Origin of the sequence: Candidatus Nitrosacidococcus sp. I8, from assembly GCF_945836005.1 — a bacterium.
Classification (GTDB): domain Bacteria; phylum Pseudomonadota; class Gammaproteobacteria; order Nitrosococcales; family Nitrosococcaceae; genus Nitrosacidococcus.
In genome coordinates this window covers 1,744,269-1,767,148 of the sequence record NZ_OX241534.1, presented here as the reverse complement: position 1 = coordinate 1,767,148, position 22,880 = coordinate 1,744,269, and the positions used below count along the sequence as shown (strand labels likewise).

Sequence of the window (22,880 nt, the reverse complement as noted above, 5' to 3'; positions counted from 1 at the left end):
CAATTAATGAATAGGAGTTTTTCGGTTAAATGCAACTACAGTAACAACAAGTAGGGCAAAAACAATGGTGATTGTTTCAATCTGCTCTCCTATTAAGAAATAAGAGGCAATAATCGTAATAAATGGTTGCAGCAACAAAAGCTGGCTAGTACGCACCACACCGCCTAGCACTAGCCCTTTATTCCAAAGAAAAAAGGCAAATAATTGGCTAACTAATGCTAAATAAAAAAAACTACCCCAAACAATGAATGAAAATTGGTTAGGGTGATCAGGTATATAGTAGATAGCTGGAAGTAAGATAAAAGGAAGAGAGAGTACCAATGCCCAACAAATTACTTTCCAACCACCTATCTCTTTAGAGAGTATGCCCCCTATAGCGTAGCCAGTTCCTGCCAGTAAAGCAGCTGCAAATAAACCTAGATCTCCCCACATAAATTCTTTAAATCCTTGTAATACAGAGAAAATACCTACTAAGCATGCCCCACATATGCCTAAGAGCCAAAAAGTAACAGAAGGTTTTTCATGGGAAAACCAAGTACCAATAATAGCAGTAGCTAGGGGTAAAACGCCCAAAATTACACCACCATGAGAAGCAGGTACTGATCTCATCGCCCAAGCTGAGAGTAAAGGAAATCCAATCACTACCCCTAAAGCTACTAAAAACAGTTGTCCTATTTGTTTTTTGCTAGGAATTGGAGTTTTACTCACAAATAGTAATAACCCTGCAACTAAAGAGGCTACGACTGCGCGTCCCAGCCCAATAAACATTGGATCAAAATAAACTACTGTAAAACGAGTAACAGGCAGAGTAAATCCAAAAGTAACTACACCTAAAAAGCCAAGAATTAGCCCTTTTTGTTCATTGCTCATAATTATTTAGCTAGCAACTACTTTTTTAAGTGCCGCTACTGCAGTTTCTATATCTTTTTTAGAAATATTCAAATGAGTTACCGCTCGAAGTTGGAATTTACCTGTAGCCCCACCCATGGGGTTTGAGTTGCTCGCTTACTTCAAAGGCAGATAAGCCTGTACTCATCACATCAAAGAAAACAATATTCGTTTCTATTCCTGCTACATCAAGAGCGATCCCAGGAATGTTCGTAATACTCTCAGCAAATAAGCGGGCATGTTCATGGTCCTTAGCAAGCTGACTAATATTGTGCTCTAAAGCATAAATACCAGCTGCAGCTAAAATACCTGCTTGTCGCATGCCTCCTCCTAAGCGTTGTTTCCACCACCAAGTTGCTTCAATAAAATCTCGGTTTCCTGCAAGTACGCCACCCACTGGGCAGCCTAATCCTTTACTTAAATCAAACTAAGCACTATCAAAGGGTTGAGTATATTGTTTAATACCAATGTCAGTAGCAACCGTTGCATTAAAAATTCTTGCCCCATCTAAGTGGAGAATAAGTTGATGATCTTGAGCTATTTTTACAATTTTTTGAATAGTAGCTAGCGGCCAAACAGCGCCGCCACCTAAACTAAATTAGTAGTTTGTTCAATACAAATGAGCCGAGATTTAGGCATATAGCAGCTTTTGGGGCAACGAATGCTATTAATCACCTAGCATGCTGTAAATATTCCGTGCTCTCCTTTTGGGGCGAATGCTATTAATCACCTAGCATGCTGTAAATATTCCGTGCTCTCCGTCAAGGGGCACAAATTGAAGTACCACTTAAAGCAGCTGGACCTCCACCTTCCATATTGAAAATATGAGCGGTACAATCCGTAATAATTTCATCCCCGGGGCGACAATGCACTAACAAAGAAATTTCGTTACACATGGTGCCTGAAGGTAAAAAAATAGCTGCCTCTTTACCCATCAAATCAGCAGCTATTTCACAAAGACGATTTACCGTAGGATCTTCACTTCGCTGCTCATCACCTACAGGAGCATCCATCATTTCCTTACGCATCTAAGGTTTGGGTATCGCTATATAAGCTGACTAAAACTTCATTCATAACTTTGAATTACCTACTTAATTTGACTTAGAATTAGCCAACTACACCCTCATAATCAAAACCTGCTTCTTCTATGGCTTTAGCAACTAAAGTGTCGTTGTTGATGTCGGTAACCGTTACTTGTTTTTTTTCTAAATTAGCAGTTACAGTAGCCTCTGGCAGGGCATTAATAATGGCATTTTCGACTGATCTAGCACAACCTTGGCAAGTCATACCACCCACTTTATAAATTTTTTCCACTGAAATTCTCCTAAATTATTTAATATAGCTCACCCCATTATGGATGCCAACGGCGTAAAAGTAATGAGTTTGAGACAACACTCACTGAGGACATAGCCATAGCAGCACCCGCAACCACAGGGCTAAGCATTCCAAAAGCAGCTAAGGGAATTGCAATTACATTATAGGCAAAAGCCCAGAATAGATTTTGGCGAATTTTCTTATAAGTAACCCGAGAAACCGATAAAGCGGCCGCTACCAAGCTGGGATCTCCTCGCATTAAAGTAATTCCAGCTGTTTCCATCGCCACATCACTACCTGTGCCCATAGCCATGCCCACATCTGCAGCAGCTAAAGCAGGTGCATCATTTACTCCGTCACCTACCATGACTACATGGCGACCTTGGCTTTTAAGAGATTGAATTTGATTGGCTTTATCTTCGGGGAGTACCTCAGCAATGACTTGATTAATTCCTAGCTTATCTGCTACTACTTGAGCTACCCCACGATTATCCCCTGTGAGAATTACGGTAGTAATTCCTTGCTCCTGTAAGGATTTGACTGCTTGTCGAGCAATCTCCTTTATGGGATCAGAGACTGCAATCATTCCCAATAATTGGGATAAGGGCTGAAGTGAGGCAACCCACATCAAAGTGTGACCTTGATATTCTAAAGTTTCTCCTTGGGAAGATAAGGAGGATAGGTCGATACTGTGCTCTTTCATTAAGCGACGATTACCGACTAAAATAACTCTCCCTTGAATAGTTGCTTGAAAACCTCGTCCAGGTAAGTTACGGAAACTTTGCGGCTGAGATAAGACGAGGGTTTGCTCGCCTGCTTTTTTTAATATAGCTTTAGCAAGAGGATGTTCGCTTCCTTGCTGGGCTGATGCCACTAATTGCAGCAATTTTTCCTTGGTACCCGATAAAGGATAAATTTCAGTAACACTTGGTTGGCCTTCAGTTAAAGTACCTGTTTTATCGAATACTACTGTATTGCTATTTTGAGCACTTTCTAACGCTACTGCATCTCGAATTAAAATACCATGGCGGGCGGCTATCCCTGTACCTACCATCAGAGCAGTAGGGGTTGCCAGCCCTAAAGCACACGGGCAAGCGATGACGAGTACAGAAATAGCAGATCTAAATGCCATTTCTACCGATCCGTCTATAAACCACCAGCTAAGGAAAGTTATGAATGCAATAGTTACTACAGCAGGTATAAAAACATGAGTTACCTTATCTACTAGTTTTTGTACTGGTGCCTTGCTTGCTTGAGCGTCTTCTACTAGATGAATAATTCGAGCTAAGGTGGATTCAGATCCTACAGTAGTAGCACGAATTTTTAATAATCCCTCTCCATTAATAGATCCTCCAGTAACAACTTCTCCCTGTTCCCGAAGCACGGGTAAGCTTTCACCGGTGATTAAGGATTCATCTATCTGACTACTTCCTTCTAAAATCATCCCATCAACAGGTACCCGCTCCCCGGGGCGAATCAATACGATCATATCAGTCGTCACTTGATCTACTGGCATTTCAACGAAATTTCCATCTTGTTCTACTCGTGCTTGATCAGGGCGAAGAGCCATTAAAGAGCGTATAGCAGAAGCAGCACTTCGTTTAGCTCGTCCTTCTAACCACTTTCCTAATAAAATTAGGGTAATAAGCATAGCGGAGGCTTCAAAGTATAAATGCCCTTCGCCGGTAGAGGATAGCATATTCCAGACACTCAACCCCCAAGCAGCACTAGTACCCAGCACTACCAACACATCCATATTTCCCATCCCGCCTCTAAGGGATCGATAAGCTCCAATGTAAAAACGATTGCCTATCCAGAATTGAATAGGGGTAGCAAGTAAAAATTGGGCAAAAGCGGGTAAATCTGCATGGATGCCAAAAGGCATAAATAACATAGGCAGAGATAAAGGTAAGGTCAGCAAAGTAGAAATCCATAATCGCCTTAACTCCTGCTGTTCTTTAATTTTTATTCTTTCCTTTTCTTGTGCTTCTCTTTCTGCAAAGCTAGATAGTGGTTCAGCAGTAAATCCTGCTTTTTCAATAGCAGAAACAATCTGGGTATTATTTAAAGTTCCTTCTGCAATTTTAACCACTACCCGTTCAGTAGCTAGATTTACAGTCACTCCATGGACTTCAGGCAGTTGCTCTAATACTTTTTCCAAGCGTACAGTGCAAGCAGTACAAGTCATACCGCCCACCTGAAATTCTAAATTTTCTGTAGGTACAGAAAAACCTGCTTGGGTAATTGTGTGGTAAATTTCTTCTTTAGAGATAGATTTAGGATCAAAAGTAAGTCGCGCTTGTTCTGAAGCTAAATTAACTTGTGCACTTACTATACTGGGTGCTTTATTGAGTACTCGTTCTAAGCGAGTTGCACAACTGGCACAAGTCATGCCTTGGATAGGTAAAGTAAAGGTATTATTTTCCTTATTCGTATCTGTTTTATTATCCTTGGGCAAGGACTCATGAATTGTATTAGTTACTGCTTCAACCATGTATGAATGCTCCTTAATAGAGATATAAATTCCTCTTAATACTTTATCCTACCACCTTAATTTATAAAGAAAGTCTAAATTTTCTATAGCGAAATATGATAGTTTGGCGAAAATACATTGATAAATTACCCTCTGCTCTTCAAGGGAGGGTTCAATATCATCTTTCTTGTTTCCAACGAACCTTGGGTAGTACAAGTTTAGATTTTGATAAGCGTATTGAAAAAACTCTTTGCTTTGTATGGGCAATTAGTGATTACGTAGCAATGAGCTGTGCTCATCAACCTAGCCTGTTATCTGATTTACAAGATAGTGGGGATCTATTCCGATCTTATGAAGTAAATACATATCCCAATATGTTAGAACAACTGTTATCAGATGGTAGCCATGAATCAGAATTAATGGCTATATTACGGCATTTTCGTCGCCGAGAAATGGTACGGATTATTTGGCGCGATCTTACCCATTGGGCAGAAATTGAAGAAATATTCATTGATCTCTCAAAACTTGCTGAAGCCTGTTTAAACAGTGCTTTAACCTACTTACATTATTGGCAAACTCAGCAGGTAGGTATTCCCTATGGTGGTTTCTCTAATAACTCTCAAAAGATGATAGTACTGGCTATGGGTAAACTAGGAGGAGGGGAGTTAAATCTATCCTCAGATATTGATCTTATTTTTGTTTATCCCGAAGAAGGGGAAACACAAGGTGAAAAAAAGAATATAAGTAATGAGGAATATTTCACTCGATTAGCCCGATCTTTAATTCGTGTTCTTTCTTATTTAACACCTGAAGGATTTGTATTTCGAGTAGATACTCGCTTACGACCTGATGGGGACTCAGGTCCTTTAGTATCTAGCTTCGATGCAATAGAAAACTACTATCAATATCAGGGTCGGGATTGGGAACGTTATGCTATGGTGAAGATGAGAGCGGTGGTAGGCGAACAATATGCAAAAGATCATCTAATAAAGATTTTACATAAATTTACTTATCACCAATACCTAGAATCCAATATAATTCTCTCTTTAAAGGATATGAAATCCTTAATTAACAAAGAATTGCAGCAAAAAAAAGATGAATCTAATATTAAGCTAGGGTTGGGTGGAATCCGTGAGATTGAATTTATTGTTCAGTCCTTCCAGCTAATTTATGGAGGAGAAGATCCTAATCTACAGGAACAAAATATTTTTTCTATCCTGAATTACTTGATTAAAAAAAACTATCTTCCTAGTTATATAGGTAATGAATTACGAGCTGCCTATATATTTTTACGCCAAGTTGAAAACTGTATTCAAGCCTACCGAGATGAACAAACCCACACACTTCCTGCTACTTTAGAGAATCAAATACGTTTAAGTTTTGCGATGGGGTATGAAGATTGGGAAAGTTTTTCAATTGAACTTAATCACCACCGGAATAAGATTCAAAAATATTTTGAGGAATTATTTACCACATCTAGCTATATACATTATAAAACCCATCCAGATAAGAAGGAACTATTAAAGCAAGATCAATCTACACACTATACCAATGAATCTATAGGTATCGTCTTAAATAATCCAGTAGATTATTCATATCCTAAAAAAATAGTAGAAATGTTAGAGCAACTAGAACAATCTTGGGCAATTCGAGCACTTAGTAAGAGAAGACAAATACAATTAAAACAATTAATTCCTCTCTTATTAGAGATAATCAATCATATTGAAAAACCAGAACAGGGTCTACAACGGTTAGTGATTTTATTAGAGGCTATTGCAAAACAACCCATATATTTTGATCTATTGTTAAAATACCCTAAGGTTATATCCCAACTGGCTAATTTATGCATAGCTAGTCCATTTATTGCCCGCCAACTTACGCACTACCCTGTGTTATTAGCTGAATTATTAAACCCAAATACTCTCTATCAGGTTCCTAAATTTCATCAGCTGACTGAAAATCTAGAGCAATTACTATCCACTACCCCAAGCGATTTAGATCAAAAAATGGATGTGCTGCGTCATTTTCGTCATCGGGAAACTCTAAGAGCAGCAGTAGCTGATATTACTGGGGCTTTACCACTTATGCGGATTGGAGATTATTTGACTTATCTTGCTGAAGTTATTATAAAAAAATCCTTAGAACTAAGCTGGCAGTATTTAATAAATCAATATGGGTATCCTTGTAATATTGCTAAGAGTGGCACAGTGGAACACTGTGGCTTTATTGTAGTTGGTTATGGAAAATTAGGAGGCTATGAGCTTGGATATGGCTCTGATCTAGATTTAGTTTTTCTCTATGATGTATTTACTGATGAATCAATAAATAGAGAGCAGAAAACAATACATCCTACTGTTTTTTATAGTCGTTTAGGCCAGCACCTCATCCAGATACTACAAACTTTAACTCCCTTGGGGAAGTTATATGATATTGATATGCGTCTTCGGCCTGGGGGTACTTCTGGACTCTTAGTAAATAGTTTTGAATTTTATAAAGATTATCAATACAATCAAGCATGGATTTGGGAACATCAAGCTTTAGTTCGAGCACGATTTATTGCTGGAGATAAACAGCTTGCTACTAGCTTTGCAACACTACGAAATAACATTCTTTCACGTCAGCGGAATCCAAAAGAATTACAAACTGAGATATGTAGCATGCGTAGCAAAATGCATAGCGAGTTAGATCGGAGTCAACCAGATCTATTTGATCTAAAGCAAGGTAGAGGAGGGATTGCTGATATAGAGTTTATTGCACAATATGGGGTACTTGCTTGGTCTCATAAACACCCAAGTTTGCTTAAATATCCAGATAATATCCGTATCATTGAAGAACTTGCTCAAATAGGATTAATTTCTTTAGAAGACAGTCAGAAACTTACAGACTCTTATCGTGCTTACCGTGCAGCAGCGAACCGTCTTAGCCTTCAAGAACAAGATGAGTTAATTGAATGTAAATACTTTGACAGAGAGCGTAGTGAGATTCAAGCATTGTGGGTCAAGTTACTCACAGCGTAGGTATTTCTAGAGTAGAATAAATGGTAAATAATTAAAGGGAGAATAAATTAATGAATACTATGGATGACAGAGATGGTGTCATCTGGTTAGATGGTAATCTAGTACCTTGGCGAGAGGCTAAGGTTCATGTACTCACCCATACTTTACACTATGGTATGGGGGTTTTTGAAGGAGTACGTGCTTATCAAACCCAGTTAGGAACTGCAATATTTCGTTTAAAAGACCATACGGATCGTCTATTTCGTTCTGCACATATTTTAAATATACCTATCCCTTACGATAAAGAAACTCTTAATAAAGCCCAATGCTTAGTAGTAGAGAAAAATCATCTAGATACAGCTTATATCCGTCCTATGTGCTTTTATGGTTCTGAAGGCATGGGATTGCGAGCTGATAACTTGAAAGTTCATGTAGTGATTGCTGCATGGTCTTGGGGCTCCTATTTAGGAGCTGAGAATATGGAAAAAGGAATTAAGGTAAAAACTTCCTCTTATGCTCGTCACTATGTAAATAGTATGATGTGTAAGGCTAAAGCTAATGGAAATTATTTAAACTCCATGCTTGCCTTGCAAGAAGCTCTTTCAGTAGGTTGTGATGAAGCACTACTATTAGATACGGATGGATACGTGGCTGAAGGTAGTGGTGAAAATATATTTATCATTCGTGACAATATCATTTATACCCCTGATTTAACTTCTGCATTAGATGGTATTACTCGAGACACAGTTTTTCATCTAGCTCAAGAATTAGGTATTTCTATTCGAGAAAAGCGGATTACTCGAGATGAAGTTTATGTAGCTGATGAAGCATTCTTTACTGGAACTGCAGCAGAAATTACCCCTATTAGGGAGTTAGATGGTAGATCTATTGGGTTAGGTTCTAGAGGACCTATCACCCAACGATTACAAACTTTATACTTTGATCAAGTTTATGGTCGAAGAGATTTCCATTCAGAATGGCTTACACCTATAATCGATAGTTAGAAATTCAAATTATTTATTTAGTTAATAGATATAGAGAACAGATAAAAATAAGATTGTAATATGGCTGGACATAGTAAGTGGGCAAATATTCAACACCGTAAAGGTGCTCAGGATGTGAAACGAGGAAAAATTTTTACCAAATTAATTCGAGAAATTACTGTAGCTGCTCGAATGGAAGGGGGAGATCCGGCGAGCAACCCTAGGTTACGTGCTGCTATAGATAAAGCTTTTGCAGCTAATATGCCAAAAGATAAGGTAGAGCGGGCTATCCAACGGGGTACAGGGGATATGGAGGGCATATCTTACGAAGAGATACGTTATGAAGGCTATGGTCCTTGCGGAGTAGCCATCATGGTAGATTGTATGACTGATAATAGAAACCGTACTGTCGGTGAAGTGCGCCACGTGTTTAGCAAGAGAGGTGGAAATTTAGGCACAGAAGGTTCAGTTGCTTATTTATTTGAGAAAAAAGGAATAGTGAGTTATTTAGCTGGTTGTGATGAAAATAAAATTATGGATATAGCCATTGAAGTAGGTGCTGAAGATGTAGTTATAAACGAGGATGGCTCTATCGATGTTTTTACTCAACCAGAAAAGTGGGAAATTGTAAAAAATGAGCTTGAGATGGCTGGACTAAAGCCAGAGCAAGCAGAAATTATTCAGTATGCTTCTACAACCGTTAATTTAGAGCTAGAAGATGCAGAAAAAATGATGGCATTGATTGAAGCATTAGAAGATTTAGATGATGTACAACAAGTACATAGTAATGCAAATTTTCCGCAAGAAGTACTCACTTCAGCTTAATATTTAGCCTTAACTTTGAAATAGAATTATTTTACTTAGGATTCATGACTAGAATTCTTGGTATTGATCCAGGATCTCGTATTACTGGTTATGGACTCATAGAAATTATAGATAATAAAATAAATTATATTAAAGTAGGGAATATCAAGACCAGTATAAGTAGTTCCTTTACTGAACGACTAGGCACTATTTTCCGTGAAATAAGTTTTATTATTGAGGAGTATTGCCCACATGAGGTAGCTATAGAGCAAGTTTTTATGTATAAAAATCCTGACTCTGCCCTAAAGTTAGGACAAGCTAGAGGTGCAGCTATCTGTGCAGCAACAAATAAATTATTGCCTATTTTTGAATATTCACCTACCCAAATTAAGCAAGCAGTCGTAGGTCATGGTCATGCTACTAAATCTCAAGTGCAATACATGATCCGATTACTACTTAAACTTACTCTAGCACCTACAGCAGATGAAGCAGATGCACTTGCTTGTGCATTTTGTCATAGCCATACAGCACTTATATTTTCTGAAATTGATTATAGCCAAAAAATAAAAAAACGGGGTAAAGGGCGTTATTATCGATGATTGGTCGCTTACAGGGTATTTTATTAGAAAGAAAAATTCCTTTTTTATTATTAGATGTTCATGGGGTAGGTTACGAAGTAGAAGTGCCTGTATCCACGTTTACTTCTCTCCCAGATACCGGATCAGAAATTACCCTCCATACCCATCTTGTAGTTAGAGAGAATGCTTATTTACTTTATGGGTTTATTAATCAAAAAGAGCTCTCTCTATTCCGGCATTTAATCAAAGTAAATAGTGTCGGTGCCAAACTTGCTCTTGCTATTTTATCTAGCATAGATGTAGCTACCTTTATTCAATGTATTTACAAAAAAGATATTACCCGCCTTATTAAATTACCTGGTATCGGTAAGAAAACAGCTGAGCGGCTTATTTTAGAAATGAAAGATAAATTGAGTAATTCAGAAGAAGAAGGTGAGTTAATTTATGGTACACAAGATAATTTAAACCAAGTGATAAATGATTCGATACAGGCCCTAATTAGTTTAGGGTATAAACCAAAAGAATCTTTTGAGATTATTCGCCAAATTAATACTGCAGATCTAACTACCTCAGAAATTATTCGCCAGGCATTACAAATTATTGGAAAATCATAGCTCAAACCAGAGTATCCTTTCGTCTAAGAGGGTAGATAATGAAAGCTCTATTGATACGATACGCCCTACACGACTAGCCGACTATATCGGGCAACCTAAAGTGCGACGACAAATGGATATTTTTATCTCTGCGGCCCGTACACGAGGGGAAGCTTTAGATCATGTACTTATTTTTGGACCACCAGGACTAGGTAAAACTACTCTTTCCCATATTATCGCTCATGAGCTTGGTGTTAATTTAAGGCAAACTTCTGGTCCTGTATTAGAGCGACCTGGAGATCTAGCGGCATTATTAACTAATTTGGATCCTAGAGATGTACTTTTTATTGATGAAATTCATCGATTAAATTCTGTAGTAGAAGAAGTACTTTATCCAGCCATGGAAGATGGTCAAATTGATATTATGATTGGCGAAGGTCCAGCAGCTCGATCGATCAAATTAGATTTAGTTCCTTTTACTTTAGTTGGTGCAACAACAAGGGCTGGATTGCTGACCTCCCCGCTTCGAGATAGGTTTGGCATAATTCAACATTTAGAATTTTATGCCCTTGAAGATTTAGTGTTAATTATTGAACGTGCTGCACGGATACTCAGTATTAGTTTAGATAAAAATGGTGCTTTAGAGATAGGTAATCGTGCACGAGGAACACCTAGAATTGCAAATCGTTTACTAAAAAGAGTACGAGACTATGCCGATATTAAGAGTAATGGTCAAATGAGCCAACAAGTAGTACAAGAGGCTTTGGATTTGTTAGACGTAGATACCCACGGTCTTAATACTATAGATCGTAAATTATTACTTATCATGATTGAAAAATTCCATGGTGGTCCAGTAGGAGTGGATAATTTAGCTACCGCTCTTGGTGAAGATCGAGGATTACTAGAGGATGTGGTAGAACCATTTTTAATTCAACAAGGGTTTCTAATGCGTACCCCTAGAGGGCGTGTTGCAACTTCGAGTGCTTATCTCCATTTTGGGTTAAGTCCAATAGGATAGGTTTTTAGAACTATTTTAATAGATGAACGAATCTATATTGAATATTCGTGTTTATTATGAAGATACGGATAGCGGAGGGGTAGTATATCATGCAAATTATCTTAAATTTATGGAACGGGGGCGTACTGAGTGGCTTCGAGATCGAGGGTTTGATTTAGATGTATTAAATCATGAATATAGCGTAATATTTGTAGCACGTACCATACAGTTAGAGTATTTACATCCTGGACGCTTTAATGATTGCCTAAAAGTGTATACTCGCCTTTTAAAATATGGCGGTGCTAGCCTATATTTTGAGCAAAAAGTACAACGGGATCATGATAACAATCTCTGTCATGCAACAGTTAAAGTAGCTTGTCTTAATGCACATACTTTTCGTCCTTGTCCTATGCCAAAAAAAGTAGTTTCTGCTTTATTTTAGTTTTGTAAATAAGTAATTATCATAATTAAATGGCTAATCATCTTTCTGTCTTTGACTTAATTCTAGAGGCTAGTTTATTAGTTCAACTAGTCATGCTTATCTTACTTATTATTTCAGTTATTTCTTGGACTCTTATTTTTCGTAAAAGAAATGAGCTTCAGTTAGCAAAGAGTACTGCAGATAGTTTTGAAGATTATTTTTGGTCAGGCCAGACATTGAATAATTTATACACTCAATTATCTACCCATGAGCCTCCACTTATTGGGATTGAAGGAATATTTTTTTCAGGATTTAAAGAATTTACACGCCTTTATAAAGAAGAAAATATAGAGAAGAACGCAGCACTGGAAGGAATACAGCGAGCAATGCGAATTTCTCTCATTCGAGAAATTGATATTTTAGAGGATTCTTTACCTTTTTTAGCAACTGCAGGATCTATTAGTCCTTATATTGGACTATTTGGTACGGTATGGGGGATTATGAGTGCGTTTCGTGGGCTAGGTAATATGCATCAAGCTACTTTAGCTATGGTTGCCCCCGGAATTGCAGAGGCTTTGGTTGCTACTGCAATGGGGTTATTTGCAGCGATTCCTGCCACAATTGCTTATAATCGATATACTAATGAGATCGATCGTTTAATTAGCCGTTATAATACTTTTTCAGAGGAGCTTTTTTCTATTTTTCAACGACAAATGTATAAACCTTAATACTTACCTTGTAATAATATAGATATGTACTCCACACGATTTGAGCGAAAAAGACGGCTGATGTCTGAAATCAATATTGTGCCCTATATTGACGTTATGCTAGTACTGTTAGTGATTTTTATGATCACTGCTCCTATGCTTACACAAGGGGTAAAAGTCGAATTACCTCAAGCAGAAGCTGAAGTAGTGGAAACCCCGGATAATCTCGATCCTGTGCTTGTCAATATTGATGCCCAAGGTCAGTACTATATTGATATTGGAAATAAAAAAGAACAGCCTATTACCAGTGCTAATCTCTTCAATAAAATCTCCATAGTATTAAATCGTCAGCCAAATACCCCAGTTTTCGTAGGTGGAGATCGCCGAGTTTCTTATGGGAAAGTAGTAAAATTAATGGCACTACTACAACAGGCAGGAGCAACTCATGTTGGTTTAGTCACTGAATCACCTTTATGATGAAAATGTCATCAGCTCTCAGCTTTTTTAGAGAGAGTTTGGATACAAAACAACCTTTTTTTTTACTATCTTTATTGATACATGGGCTCTTAATTGGAATGCTTGCAATAAAGCTAAAATGGCCTCACCATTCCAAACCCAGAAATATATCCTCTATGTCTGTCATAGAAGCTACAGTCATTAGTAAAGATCTAATTTTTCCTGAGCAAAAAGAAATTCCTCAAAGTATTAAACAAAAAGATATAGCATCGGAGCAGCTATCTCTCCTCAGGCAAAAAAAGAAAGCTCAAGAAGAGCTCAAGCAAAAGGCAGAGGCTGAACGTAAAGCCAAAGAGGCAGCGGAGCAAAAGCAGAAAGAAGCCGAAGAAGTAGCTCGTAAAAAAGCAGAAGAAGAGCAAAAGCAGGCAGAGCTTGCGAAACAGAAAGCTCAAGAAGAGGCTAAAAAACAAAAGGCAGAGTCTGAACGTAAAGCCAAAGAGGCAGCGGAGCAAAAGCAGAAAGAAGCCGAAGAAGTAGCTCGTAAAAAAGCAGAAGAAGAGCAAAAGCAGGCAGAGCTTGCGAAACAGAAAGCTCAAGAAGAGACTAAAAAACAAAAGGCAGAGTCTGAACGTAAAGCCAAAGAGGCAGCGGAGCAAAAGCAGAAAGAAGCCGAAGAAGTAGCTCGTAAAAAAGCAGAAGAAGAGCAAAAGCAGGCAGAGCTTGCGAAACAGAAAGCTCAAGAAGAGGCTAAAAAACAAAAGGCAGAGGCTGAACGTAAAGCCAAAGAGGCAGCGGAGCAAAAGCAGAAAGAAGCCGAAGAGGTAACTCGTAAAAAAGCAGAAGAAGAGCAAAGACAGGCAGAGCTTGCTAAAAAGAAAGCTCAAGAAGAGGCCAAACAAAAGGCTGAATCAGAGCGAAAACAAAGAGATCTACAGGATCGAATAGATTCTGAGAGAAAAAATGAATCCCAAGTCAGAGAGGCTATCGAGCGATTTATTCCCCAACTACAAATGCGGGTTCAACGCTATTGGGTTCGCCCACCCGGAGTGCAAAATGATATGGTGACTGTATTGCGAGTCGATCTCCTTCCTAGCGGGGATGTAAGTAATGTTACGGTAATTGAAAGTAGTGGTGATCCGGTGTTTGATCGATCAGCACAAGCTGCTGTTTATCGTGCCTCTCCTCTACCTATTCCTGCAAATAAAGAAGCAGCAAAACAGCTTAAAAGTTTTAATTTTAAATTTTGCCCTAATTGTTAATAATGATTAATAACATAAAAAAATCTCTTTGGATTATCTTTTTTCTCATTTGTTCATCAAAAGTATTTGCCGTACTTACCATTGAAATTACTGGCGGAACTCAAGCAGCATTACCTATTGCCATTGTTCCTTTTAAAACTGATGGAAGTATACCTCCAGAGAATGTATCTGAAATTATTAGAAATGACTTGGCTTTAAGTGGACGCTTCTCTCCTTTAGAGAATAGAGAATTAATTGCTCAACCTCATGATGCCTCAGAAATTCAATTCTATGATTGGCGAAGATTAGGATCGGAGGGATTAGTGATTGGAACCGTTACTAATACAAGCAGAGATCAATATGATGTAAGTTTTCAATTATTTGATGTATATAAAGGAGAACAATTAATAGGACGGCGCTATCATATTCTGACAGAAGATTTACGAAATTTAGCCCATCAAATCTCAGATGTAATTTATGAAACCCTGACTGGAGAAAAAGGAATTTTTACTACCCATATTGCCTTTGTTGCAGTCTCAAATAATCAAGGGGCAAAAGAATATACGTTGCAAATCTCCGATATGGATGGGCAAAACCCACGTACAGTGTTGCGCTCTAAGGAGCCTATTTTATCTCCTGATTGGTCTCCGGATGGTAGTAGAATTGCTTATGTTTCTTTTGAGCGTAAACAGTCAGAAATTTTTATCCAAGAGCTACGCACTGGCGATCGTCAATCCATTGCTGCTTTTCCTGGTATTAATAGTGCACCTGCTTGGTCTCCAGATGGTAATAATTTAGCTTTAGTGCTATCTAAAGATGGAAATCCAGAAATTTATCTTTATAATTTTATTACAAAAACATTTACTAGGCTTACTAAAAATGGAGCAATAGATACTGAACCTACTTGGTCTCCAAATGGGCAGACGATTATATTTACATCTGATCGGGGCGGGCAGCCGCAACTATATCAGATTCCAATTTCAGGCGGAGAAGTGAAACGCCTAACTTATGAAGGGATATATAATACTTCTGCTTCTTTTGCACCGGATGGGCAACATATTGCGGTGACTCATAAAGCAAATACAGGAACATTCCATATTGCTGTATTAGATCTAGAAAGTAAAAAGTTACAAACTTTAACACAAACTAAAATGGATGAATCTCCTAGTTTTTCTCCTAACGGTAAGATGATTATTTATGCGACTGTAGGCGAAAAAGGTGGAGCACTTGCTGCAGTTTCTAGTGATGGAAAGATTCAACAGCGCTTAGTACAGCGCGGTGATGAGGTTCGGGAGCCTGCATGGTCTCATTAAATTTAATTTAAATTGTTTAAGGAATTACTACAATGAAAAGAATACATTTCTTTACTCCAGTGCTTTTTATATCAGCTCTATGGCTTGCTGGATGTGCAAACGATAGTGGGATCAAAAAGGATGAGGCTGCTGCAATTGCCACTGAAAATTTATCAGATTCTTCGGATTCTACTAAAGATTTATCAGGTGCTGGTGCTACAGCCTCAGGTATATCTGATGGTACAACGTATGAAGGAGATGAGCTCACTGATCCTAGCAGTATTTTAGCAACCCGCGTATTTTATTTTAAATTTGATAGTAGCGAAATTGAAGAAGATGATCGAGTCGCTATTGAAGCCCATGGTAATTACTTAGCAAAGCATCCAGGTACTGTAGCGACTTTAGAAGGTCATACGGATGAGCAAGGTGCTCGAGAATATAATTTAGCATTAGGAGAGCGTAGAGCCGATACAGTAAAAAGCTTAATACTCCTAATGGGTGCTACTGCAGATCAAGTTAAAGTGGTCAGCTATGGAGAAGAACATCCAGCAGTAGAGGGTCATAATATTAGTGCTTGGAAGCTTAATCGCCGAGTTGAAATTGTTTATCCTACTAACCCATAGAAAGAAACTATAGTGAATCCATCCTATTTTATAAAAAATATATGGTTCATTATAGGAGGTATCTGTTTATTTCAATTACCTATTGTAGTCAGTGGTATTGAAGTAATAGAGGCTGGAGCTAATGCAAATTTAGCACAGCGCGTACAGCATTTGGAGAATATTATACAAGGACAGGGATTGTCCAAACTACTCACGCAGTTAAATCAGTTGGAATCGGAGGTGCGCCAACTTCAAGGAGAAAATGAAAATTTACAATATGAGATTGAAAATTTAAAAAACAAACAAAGAGAACTATATGTTGATTTAGATCGAAGAATAGAGTCGCTAAATACTTTAGAAGGTAATCAATCTTTAGATGAGAGCACTGAAGAAAATAATTTTAAGAATAGTAATTTTACAAGCGATTCTGACTTGAGCGATCAGGCATATCAACATGCACTAGGAGTATTACAAGAGGGTCATTATACAGAGGCAATTACAGCATTTACTAAATTTTCTAAACAATATCCTGAAAGCAATAAATCGGCAGATGCACAGTATTGGCTTGGAGAAGCCTATTATATGAATCAAAACTTTCAGGAATCAATTAGTACATTCCAAACATTTATCAATGATAACCTGGAGAGTTTAAAAGTACCTAATGCTATTTTAAAACAGGGAATTTCCTACTATGAATTATCTCAAAAGAATCAAGCAAAAGATAAATTTGAAAAAATAATTTCTGAGTACCCAAACTCAACGGCACGCCAGCTTGCTGATGAATATCTTAAAAAGGTACAGTAATTTTTCTATAGTATTTTGTGAATCGACTTAAAATTACTGAAATTTTCTATTCTCTACAAGGAGAAGCTAGCACAGTAGGAATTCCTACTGTATTTATTCGATTAACAGGCTGCCCTCTGCGATGCCACTATTGCGATACTAGCTATGCTTTCCAAGGAGGCAATTGGTGGAATTTATCAGAAATTATTCATAAAGTTGCCGAATTTAATACACTTTATGTGACAGTCACTGGTGGTGAACCACTAGCGCAATCCTCTTGTTTAACACTTTTAACTCAGCTTTGTGATTCAGGATATAAAACTTCTTTAGAAACTAGTGGTGCCTTAGATATTTCAAAGGTAGATACTAGAGTAACTAAGATTATGGATCTAAAAACTCCGGAGTCTGGAGAAGAATCCCGTAATTTATATCATAATATTGATTATTTACTTACTCATGATCAAATAAAATTCGTGCTTTGCAGTAGAAATGATTATATTTGGGCAAAATCTATTCTGCGTAAGTACTGTTTAGATTCAAAATATGAAATACTTTTTTCTCCTAGTTATAATCAACTAAATCCTACCCATTTAGCAGGGTGGATTTTAGAAGATGGATTACAGGTAAGAATGCAAATTCAACTACATAAGTATCTCTGGGGGGATATCCCTGGAAGATAAATATGACTAAAGCAGTCATTCTACTATCGGGTGGATTAGATTCATCTACTGTGCTTGCAGCTGCTCGTGCTCAAGGGTATTCCTGCTATGCTATCAGTTTTAATTACGGCCAAAAAAATAAGGTTGAGCTTAAAGCTGCACAAGAAATAGCTCAATACCTTAAAGTAGCTGATCATAAGATTATTAATATTGATTTAGGCAATATGGGAGGATCTGCTCTTATTGATTCTACTATTCCAATTCCTAGAGCTTCTAAAGGACAAATTCCTGCTACCTATGTGCCGGCGCGAAACACCATTTTTCTTGCCTTTGCTCTAGGATGGGCTGAAATATTGGGGGCACAAGATATTTTTATTGGGGTAAATTCAATAGATTACTCTGGATATCCTGATTGCCGACCAGAGTTTATCAATACTTTTGAGCAGTTAGCTAATCTTGCAACTAAAATAGGAATTGAAGGAAAGAAGATTAGGATTCAAGCTCCTTTAATGAATCTCTCTAAAGAGGAAATTATTAAACAAGGAATTGCACTTGGACTTGATTATTCCTATACCATCTCTTGTTATCAAGTAGATAATGAGCGACGTGCTTGTGGTATATGCGATGCTTGTACTCTTCGTAAGAAAGGGTTTTTAAAAGCTGGAATTAAAGATCCCACAGTTTACTATTAAAATTTATCTTAATAGCTTGAGATTTTAAATAATTAAGGTAAAATTGTACTTTTATATTTCTGTGGGCCGTTAGCTCAGTTGGTAGAGCACCGGGCTTTTAATCCGTGTGTCGAAGGTTCAAATCCTTCACGGCCCACCATCCTAAACAGAATTTATCGCCTAGTGTAACAATTTTTTATTTATTTTAGGCACTGCTTCAAGTAATTTTTGAGTATACAGGTGTTTAGGATTATTAAAAATCTGCTGTGTAAGACCTTTTTCAATAATATTTCCATCTTTCATAACTGCAAATTCATCGCTAATATATTTCACTACGCTAATATTATGGCTGATGAAGAGTAGGGTTAAACTTCTACTTGTTTGTAGTTCTAATAATAATTCTAGTATTCCAGCCTGCACAGATACATCTAAAGCACTAGTAATTTCATCGCATACAATAAATTTAGGTGATAGTGCTAAGGCACGAGCAATACAGATACGCTGACATTGCCCTCCAGAGAGCTCATGAGGATAACGCCATAAATAATCGCTACTTAAGTGGACTTGCTTTAACAAATCTTCTGCTTGATCCAAGCGTTCTTGAGAAGAGCTACCAATTTTATGTACTGCCATAGGCTCAGTTAGGGTAGCTGCAATAGAAAGGCGAGGATTTAAAGAAGATAAAGGGTCTTGAAAAATAATTTGCAATTCTTTTCGATAGAATCTAAACTCCCTGTGACTCAAGGTAGTAATGTCAGATTCATTGTAGTAAATTTTCCCACTTGTAGGCTCTACAAGGCGAAGAATCGCACGCCCTAAGGTAGTTTTTCCACAGCCAGATTCTCCAACTAATCCTAAAATTTGACCCATAGATATAGTAAGATTGACATTATTTACGGCATGGATGTGCCCAACTATCTGTCTAAATATGCCTTTACGGATTGGAAAATGCACTTGTAGGTTCTCCACTTTTAATAGAGGTTGCGCTATATCCGAGGAAATAGTGCTTTTTTGAGGTATATGATTTTTTATTATAGGTAGATTTTCTGGTAGTGCAGCAAGTAATTGACGAGTATAGGGGTGTTGAGGATTATTGAGTACTTCTTTTACATTGCCTGATTCAACAATTTTTCCTTGTTTCATGACACTTACCTTATGTGCCATTTGAGAAACCACTCCAAAGTCATGGGTAATAAATAAAATCCCCATTTGCTTTTCAGCTTGTAATTCTTGCATTAATGTAAGAATTTCTGCCTGAACGGTAACATCTAAAGCAGTTGTAGGCTCATCGGCAATAAGTAAGTCGGGCTCGCATACTATAGCCATAGCTATCATTACCCGCTGACGTTGTCCTCCGGAAAGTCTATGAGGATATTCATTTATACGTAACTTAGGGTTTGGAATACGTACCTGATCTAGCGCATTAATTGCCCTTTCTTGAGCTTCTGCTTTATTTAAGTTAGGGAAGTGTAATCGTAGAGTCTCTATAATTTGCTCACCAACCGTAAACACTGGATTAAGGCAAGTCATAGGCTCTTGAAAGATCATAGCAATTCGAGTGCCGCGAATGTGCTGCTTTTCTAATTCAGATAACGCTAGTAAATCTACCTGTCGGTAGTGATTACCGCTTTGCTGCCAGTTAAATAAAATTGACCCTTCAGGGTGCGTACTAATCTGCTTAGGTAAAAGCTGAATAATAGATAAGGCAGTAATAGATTTTCCACTACCTGATTCGCCCACAAGACAAAAAGTTTCTCCCTTATTAAGGGTAAAACTTACACCATCTACTGCTTTAACTGCATTACTTTTTCCATAAAAATAGGTTTTTAAATTATTAACTTGGAGTAGCACAATAAATTATAGAAATGAAGGTATTATTATGATTTTTTTAGATAGGGATCAAGGGCATCACGTAAGGACTCGCCAATTAAATTATAGGAAAATACCGTAAGAAAAATTGCCCCCCCTGGAAAAACTGCCATCCACCAATTAAACATAGAAGATTTTACTGCCTGATTAAGCATTTGCCCCCAAGAGGGATCATCCACTAATCCTAACCCTAAAAAACTTAATACTGCTTCGGCTAAAATCGCGGAGGCAATTCCAAAACTTGCAGATACTAAAATAGGCCCGATCCCATTTGGCAACATGTGGCGAAATAAAATAGAGCGTAAAGGAAGACCACAAGCAATTGCTGCTTGAACAAAGTCCTGTTGCCGTAAGCGTAGAAACTCAGCTCGTACATAGCGAGCATAACCGGGCCAACTAGTAATACCAATAATCACCATAAGCATATATAGGCTACGTTCAAAAAAGGCAACAAAGGTAAGTAATAGAAACAAGGTTGGCACCGCTTCAAAAATTTCTATCAAACGCATACCTATCATATCTACTATTCCAGAAAAATACCCCATGAGTCCACCAATCGCTATGCCAAGCACCATTGCAATACTTGTGGCAACAAAACCAATACCTAAAGACACTCGAGAAGCATAAATCATACGAGATAGCACATCAGCACTATTTTCTTCAGTACCTAGCCAGTGATTTTTATTAGGCGGTTGCAATCCTAATTCACTTTTATCTCGCTGGTAATCTTTAGGGGAATAGGGGATAGGGGTATGAACAACCCACTCATAGTTTCCTATAGATTCTTGCTCTCGGTATTGCTCATAAATAGTTAGGGCGGGCGAGTGAAGTAGCCATGAGCTCAGTACTCCTGCTAAAACGCAGGTAACACTTAAGACCCATAGCCAAGTTCGCAGTGAGGACTTTGCAATTATTAATATAAAACCTACAATAAATAGTGCAATGAGTACAGTATCAGTAGGTGTAAAGTAATACAGTAAAGGACTACTGATTTGTTCTTTCTGGCTTAGAAGTAAGGGATGGCTATTTGCCAAAAACGGAGCAAAGATTGCGAAAAAACCTAATAATCCAATCCACAACAACCCTAAACGAGCACCCCATTGGGAAAAAACTTGATCGGCAATACTTGCTTGGTTTTGGGAAGAAATCAAATTTTTAGCGTTTGATGTAGCCATTTTCTAATCATAGCTTACTCGAGGATCAACGATTGCGTAGCAAAGATCAGAGATTAAGTAGCTCACTAAAGTAAGTAATCCGCTAATTAAGGTAATTGAAAGTACTAATTCTCGGTCTCTAGCTTGTACCGCCTCCACTGCTAGTTTTCCCATTCCTTCAATAGAAAAAATAGATTCTATAATCACTGATCCGACTAATAGGCTTGGTAGTAAAGAACTAGAAACTGTAATGAGTGGTAAAAGGCTATTGGGAAATACATGCTGCCATAAAACTGCATCATCAGATAATCCCTTAGCTCTAGCAGTTCTAGCATAATCTGTCATTAGATTTTCTAAAACTGCAGTTCGTGTTAAACGAGAAAGAAAAGCAAAGCTCCCATAAGTTAAACATAAAATAGGTAAAATAAGATGCCAAATACGATCAGCTAGAAATCCACGGGTAAAATCTCCTACCCAATAATTGGCTAAAACTATCCCTCCTACTACTCCAAAAATGCTCATTATGCTTACCCGTAGCATCATATGATTTAAATAACCTAATCCACCTAGGATAGATGCAAATAATGTCCCTAGAAAAATACCTACTCTAAAAGAAAACGTAGGCAGCTGAGCTGTCATCCAAATACCAATACTCACGCCTAATCCAATTAAAATAGCAGATCGGAGTAATATTGAATGATATAGGGCGATCCAAATACTTACTACGATACTTACAGTAAAAATAGTTAAGAATAACAACCCATCTTGGATAGAATGCCAGTGGGGTAAAAAAGGCATATCTAATGCTTTACGAGTGCTTAATCCTGCTGTAGGAAACCAGTGCCAATATTGATTACTCGCAAGAAAGCCGATTAATAATACTCCAGCAAGCATTGTAGGTACTGACCATAATCCCAGCATGATAGTATTTGATCCTATATCGAATGCTTTACCTCGCTCAGTTGCCGCATGTACACCAATTGTGATTGCAAAAATATACACCAGGGGCAGAGAAAGGGTATTGAGTAACAAAGTAATAGGGACTCGCTCTTTAATAATATCTAACACAGGTCTCCCGTAGCGAAAGCTAGTACCTAAATTTGGTCTTTTCCAAAGAGAAAAATTACGAAACTGATTTTCTGAATCTAAGCTAAATCCTATAGGAGAGATATTGTTTAACCAGCGAAGATACTGAACAGTAGGGGGGGAATCCAATCCATAGAGTTTATTATAATAATCTTCTAATGCTTTTTTTGCCTTAGGCTCTAAATTTTGGGTACCGATTAGACTTTGAGTACTAATACCACCCGGTGCTGCTGCCATTACAATAAACACAACGATCGTAATGCCAAGTAAGGTAGGAATCATAAGCAGCAAGCGACGAATGATATAAGCTAGCATA

22 protein-coding genes, 1 tRNA gene and 1 pseudogene are annotated in these 22,880 nt (G+C 37.8%); 16 read left to right on the top strand and 8 right to left on the bottom strand.

Features of this window, described 5'->3' with window-relative positions; all coding sequences use genetic code 11:
- Positions 1-3: 3 nt before the first annotated feature.
- The 5 genes and pseudogenes from OOL07_RS08730 to OOL07_RS08710 all read right to left on the bottom strand — a co-directional run bounded on the left by OOL07_RS08730 (position 4) and on the right by OOL07_RS08710 (position 4,696).
- Positions 4-870, bottom strand: a complete 867-nt coding sequence (locus OOL07_RS08730) for a DMT family transporter (protein ID WP_264696184.1) — start codon at positions 868-870, stop codon at positions 4-6.
- Between the two features lie 97 nt (positions 871-967).
- Positions 968-1,429 (bottom strand): annotated as a pseudogene (locus OOL07_RS08725) (threonine aldolase family protein).
- A 220-nt stretch (positions 1,430-1,649) separates the two neighbouring features.
- A complete protein-coding gene (locus tag OOL07_RS08720; RefSeq protein ID WP_264696183.1) occupies positions 1,650-1,904 on the bottom strand; it encodes a threonine aldolase family protein in 255 nt (84 codons plus the stop codon).
- A 91-nt stretch (positions 1,905-1,995) separates the two neighbouring features.
- A complete protein-coding gene (locus OOL07_RS08715; protein ID WP_413774113.1) occupies positions 1,996-2,184 on the bottom strand; it encodes a heavy-metal-associated domain-containing protein in 189 nt (62 codons plus the stop codon).
- A 55-nt stretch (positions 2,185-2,239) separates the two neighbouring features.
- Positions 2,240-4,696 carry a heavy metal translocating P-type ATPase gene (locus tag OOL07_RS08710; protein WP_264696181.1) on the bottom strand — a complete coding sequence of 819 codons (2,457 nt, stop codon included), beginning with the start codon at positions 4,694-4,696 and terminating at the stop codon, positions 2,240-2,242.
- 98 nt (positions 4,697-4,794) lie between these two features.
- Between OOL07_RS08710 and glnE the strand changes: the two genes are divergently transcribed.
- From glnE to OOL07_RS08630, 16 genes are all read left to right on the top strand, one after another.
- Positions 4,795-7,692, top strand: coding sequence for a bifunctional [glutamate--ammonia ligase]-adenylyl-L-tyrosine phosphorylase/[glutamate--ammonia-ligase] adenylyltransferase (glnE, locus tag OOL07_RS08705; protein ID WP_319804051.1), 2,898 nt, complete (start codon positions 4,795-4,797; stop codon positions 7,690-7,692).
- Between the two features lie 50 nt (positions 7,693-7,742).
- Positions 7,743-8,675, top strand: a complete 933-nt coding sequence (locus OOL07_RS08700; RefSeq protein WP_264696178.1) for a branched-chain amino acid transaminase — start codon at positions 7,743-7,745, stop codon at positions 8,673-8,675.
- Between the two features lie 60 nt (positions 8,676-8,735).
- Positions 8,736-9,479, top strand: coding sequence for a YebC/PmpR family DNA-binding transcriptional regulator (locus OOL07_RS08695; protein WP_264696177.1), 744 nt, complete (start codon positions 8,736-8,738; stop codon positions 9,477-9,479).
- Positions 9,480-9,523: 44 nt separating this feature from the next.
- Positions 9,524-10,057, top strand: a complete 534-nt coding sequence (gene ruvC, locus OOL07_RS08690) for a crossover junction endodeoxyribonuclease RuvC (RefSeq protein ID WP_264696176.1) — start codon at positions 9,524-9,526, stop codon at positions 10,055-10,057.
- Positions 10,054-10,650: a Holliday junction branch migration protein RuvA gene (ruvA, locus tag OOL07_RS08685; RefSeq protein ID WP_264696175.1), complete on the top strand. Its 597-nt coding sequence runs from the start codon at positions 10,054-10,056 to the stop codon at positions 10,648-10,650. The genes ruvC and ruvA overlap by 4 nt, the downstream gene beginning before the upstream one ends.
- 13 nt (positions 10,651-10,663) lie before the next feature.
- On the top strand, positions 10,664-11,647 hold the full coding sequence (gene ruvB, locus OOL07_RS08680; RefSeq protein WP_413774133.1) for a Holliday junction branch migration DNA helicase RuvB: 984 nt from the start codon (positions 10,664-10,666) through the stop codon (positions 11,645-11,647).
- Positions 11,648-11,669: 22 nt separating this feature from the next.
- Positions 11,670-12,068 carry a tol-pal system-associated acyl-CoA thioesterase gene (gene ybgC / locus OOL07_RS08675; RefSeq protein ID WP_264696173.1) on the top strand — a complete coding sequence of 133 codons (399 nt, stop codon included), beginning with the start codon at positions 11,670-11,672 and terminating at the stop codon, positions 12,066-12,068.
- Between the two features lie 29 nt (positions 12,069-12,097).
- Complete coding sequence (tolQ, locus tag OOL07_RS08670) at positions 12,098-12,775, top strand: protein TolQ (RefSeq protein ID WP_264696172.1); 678 nt, start codon at positions 12,098-12,100, stop codon at positions 12,773-12,775.
- A gap of 24 nt (positions 12,776-12,799) precedes the next feature.
- Positions 12,800-13,231 carry a protein TolR gene (gene tolR, locus OOL07_RS08665; RefSeq protein WP_264696170.1) on the top strand — a complete coding sequence of 144 codons (432 nt, stop codon included), beginning with the start codon at positions 12,800-12,802 and terminating at the stop codon, positions 13,229-13,231.
- A 155-nt stretch (positions 13,232-13,386) separates the two neighbouring features.
- Complete coding sequence (tolA, locus tag OOL07_RS08660; protein ID WP_264696168.1) at positions 13,387-14,469, top strand: cell envelope integrity protein TolA; 1,083 nt, start codon at positions 13,387-13,389, stop codon at positions 14,467-14,469.
- 2 nt (positions 14,470-14,471) lie between these two features.
- Entirely contained in the window at positions 14,472-15,761 is a 1,290-nt protein-coding gene (tolB, locus tag OOL07_RS08655) for a Tol-Pal system beta propeller repeat protein TolB (protein WP_264696167.1), read from the top strand.
- A gap of 32 nt (positions 15,762-15,793) precedes the next feature.
- On the top strand, positions 15,794-16,363 hold the full coding sequence (locus OOL07_RS08650) for an OmpA family protein (RefSeq protein ID WP_264696165.1): 570 nt from the start codon (positions 15,794-15,796) through the stop codon (positions 16,361-16,363).
- Between the two features lie 12 nt (positions 16,364-16,375).
- A complete protein-coding gene (gene ybgF, locus OOL07_RS08645) occupies positions 16,376-17,146 on the top strand; it encodes a tol-pal system protein YbgF (protein WP_264696163.1) in 771 nt (256 codons plus the stop codon).
- Between the two features lie 17 nt (positions 17,147-17,163).
- Entirely contained in the window at positions 17,164-17,805 is a 642-nt protein-coding gene (queE, locus tag OOL07_RS08640; protein WP_264696162.1) for a 7-carboxy-7-deazaguanine synthase QueE, read from the top strand.
- Positions 17,802-18,476, top strand: a complete 675-nt coding sequence (queC, locus tag OOL07_RS08635) for a 7-cyano-7-deazaguanine synthase QueC (protein WP_264696378.1) — start codon at positions 17,802-17,804, stop codon at positions 18,474-18,476. The genes queE and queC overlap by 4 nt, the downstream gene beginning before the upstream one ends.
- 63 nt (positions 18,477-18,539) lie before the next feature.
- Positions 18,540-18,615: transfer RNA gene (locus OOL07_RS08630), tRNA-Lys, on the top strand.
- A gap of 20 nt (positions 18,616-18,635) precedes the next feature.
- Here OOL07_RS08630 and OOL07_RS08625 read toward each other — a convergent pair.
- The 3 genes from OOL07_RS08625 to OOL07_RS08615 are packed head-to-tail and all read right to left on the bottom strand — an operon-like array spanning position 18,636 to position 22,879.
- Entirely contained in the window at positions 18,636-20,306 is a 1,671-nt protein-coding gene (locus OOL07_RS08625; RefSeq protein ID WP_264696161.1) for an ABC transporter ATP-binding protein, read from the bottom strand.
- 26 nt (positions 20,307-20,332) lie between these two features.
- On the bottom strand, positions 20,333-21,499 hold the full coding sequence (locus OOL07_RS08620) for an ABC transporter permease (protein ID WP_264696160.1): 1,167 nt from the start codon (positions 21,497-21,499) through the stop codon (positions 20,333-20,335).
- 3 nt (positions 21,500-21,502) lie between these two features.
- Complete coding sequence (locus OOL07_RS08615) at positions 21,503-22,879, bottom strand: ABC transporter permease (protein ID WP_264696159.1); 1,377 nt, start codon at positions 22,877-22,879, stop codon at positions 21,503-21,505.
- Position 22,880 lies beyond the last annotated feature (1 nt).

What these genes read in the sequence shown, in the direction of transcription:
- ruvA (WP_264696175.1), top strand. Translation starts at nt 10,054, where the DNA reads ATGATTGGTCGCTTACAGGGTATTTTATTAGAAAGAAAAATTCCTTTT.
- OOL07_RS08615 (WP_264696159.1), bottom strand. Translation starts at nt 22,879, where the DNA reads ATGCTAGCTTATATCATTCGTCGCTTGCTGCTTATGATTCCTACCTTA.
- tolB (WP_264696167.1), top strand. Translation starts at nt 14,472, where the DNA reads ATGATTAATAACATAAAAAAATCTCTTTGGATTATCTTTTTTCTCATT.
- tolQ (WP_264696172.1), top strand. Translation starts at nt 12,098, where the DNA reads ATGGCTAATCATCTTTCTGTCTTTGACTTAATTCTAGAGGCTAGTTTA.
- OOL07_RS08650 (WP_264696165.1), top strand. Translation starts at nt 15,794, where the DNA reads ATGAAAAGAATACATTTCTTTACTCCAGTGCTTTTTATATCAGCTCTA.
- ybgC (WP_264696173.1), top strand. Translation starts at nt 11,670, where the DNA reads ATGAACGAATCTATATTGAATATTCGTGTTTATTATGAAGATACGGAT.
- OOL07_RS08720 (WP_264696183.1), bottom strand. Translation starts at nt 1,904, where the DNA reads ATGATGGATGCTCCTGTAGGTGATGAGCAGCGAAGTGAAGATCCTACG.
- tolA (WP_264696168.1), top strand. Translation starts at nt 13,387, where the DNA reads ATGTCTGTCATAGAAGCTACAGTCATTAGTAAAGATCTAATTTTTCCT.
- tolR (WP_264696170.1), top strand. Translation starts at nt 12,800, where the DNA reads ATGTACTCCACACGATTTGAGCGAAAAAGACGGCTGATGTCTGAAATC.
- OOL07_RS08730 (WP_264696184.1), bottom strand. Translation starts at nt 870, where the DNA reads ATGAGCAATGAACAAAAAGGGCTAATTCTTGGCTTTTTAGGTGTAGTT.
- ruvC (WP_264696176.1), top strand. Translation starts at nt 9,524, where the DNA reads ATGACTAGAATTCTTGGTATTGATCCAGGATCTCGTATTACTGGTTAT.
- OOL07_RS08620 (WP_264696160.1), bottom strand. Translation starts at nt 21,499, where the DNA reads ATGGCTACATCAAACGCTAAAAATTTGATTTCTTCCCAAAACCAAGCA.
- OOL07_RS08695 (WP_264696177.1), top strand. Translation starts at nt 8,736, where the DNA reads ATGGCTGGACATAGTAAGTGGGCAAATATTCAACACCGTAAAGGTGCT.
- OOL07_RS08710 (WP_264696181.1), bottom strand. Translation starts at nt 4,696, where the DNA reads ATGGTTGAAGCAGTAACTAATACAATTCATGAGTCCTTGCCCAAGGAT.
- OOL07_RS08700 (WP_264696178.1), top strand. Translation starts at nt 7,743, where the DNA reads ATGAATACTATGGATGACAGAGATGGTGTCATCTGGTTAGATGGTAAT.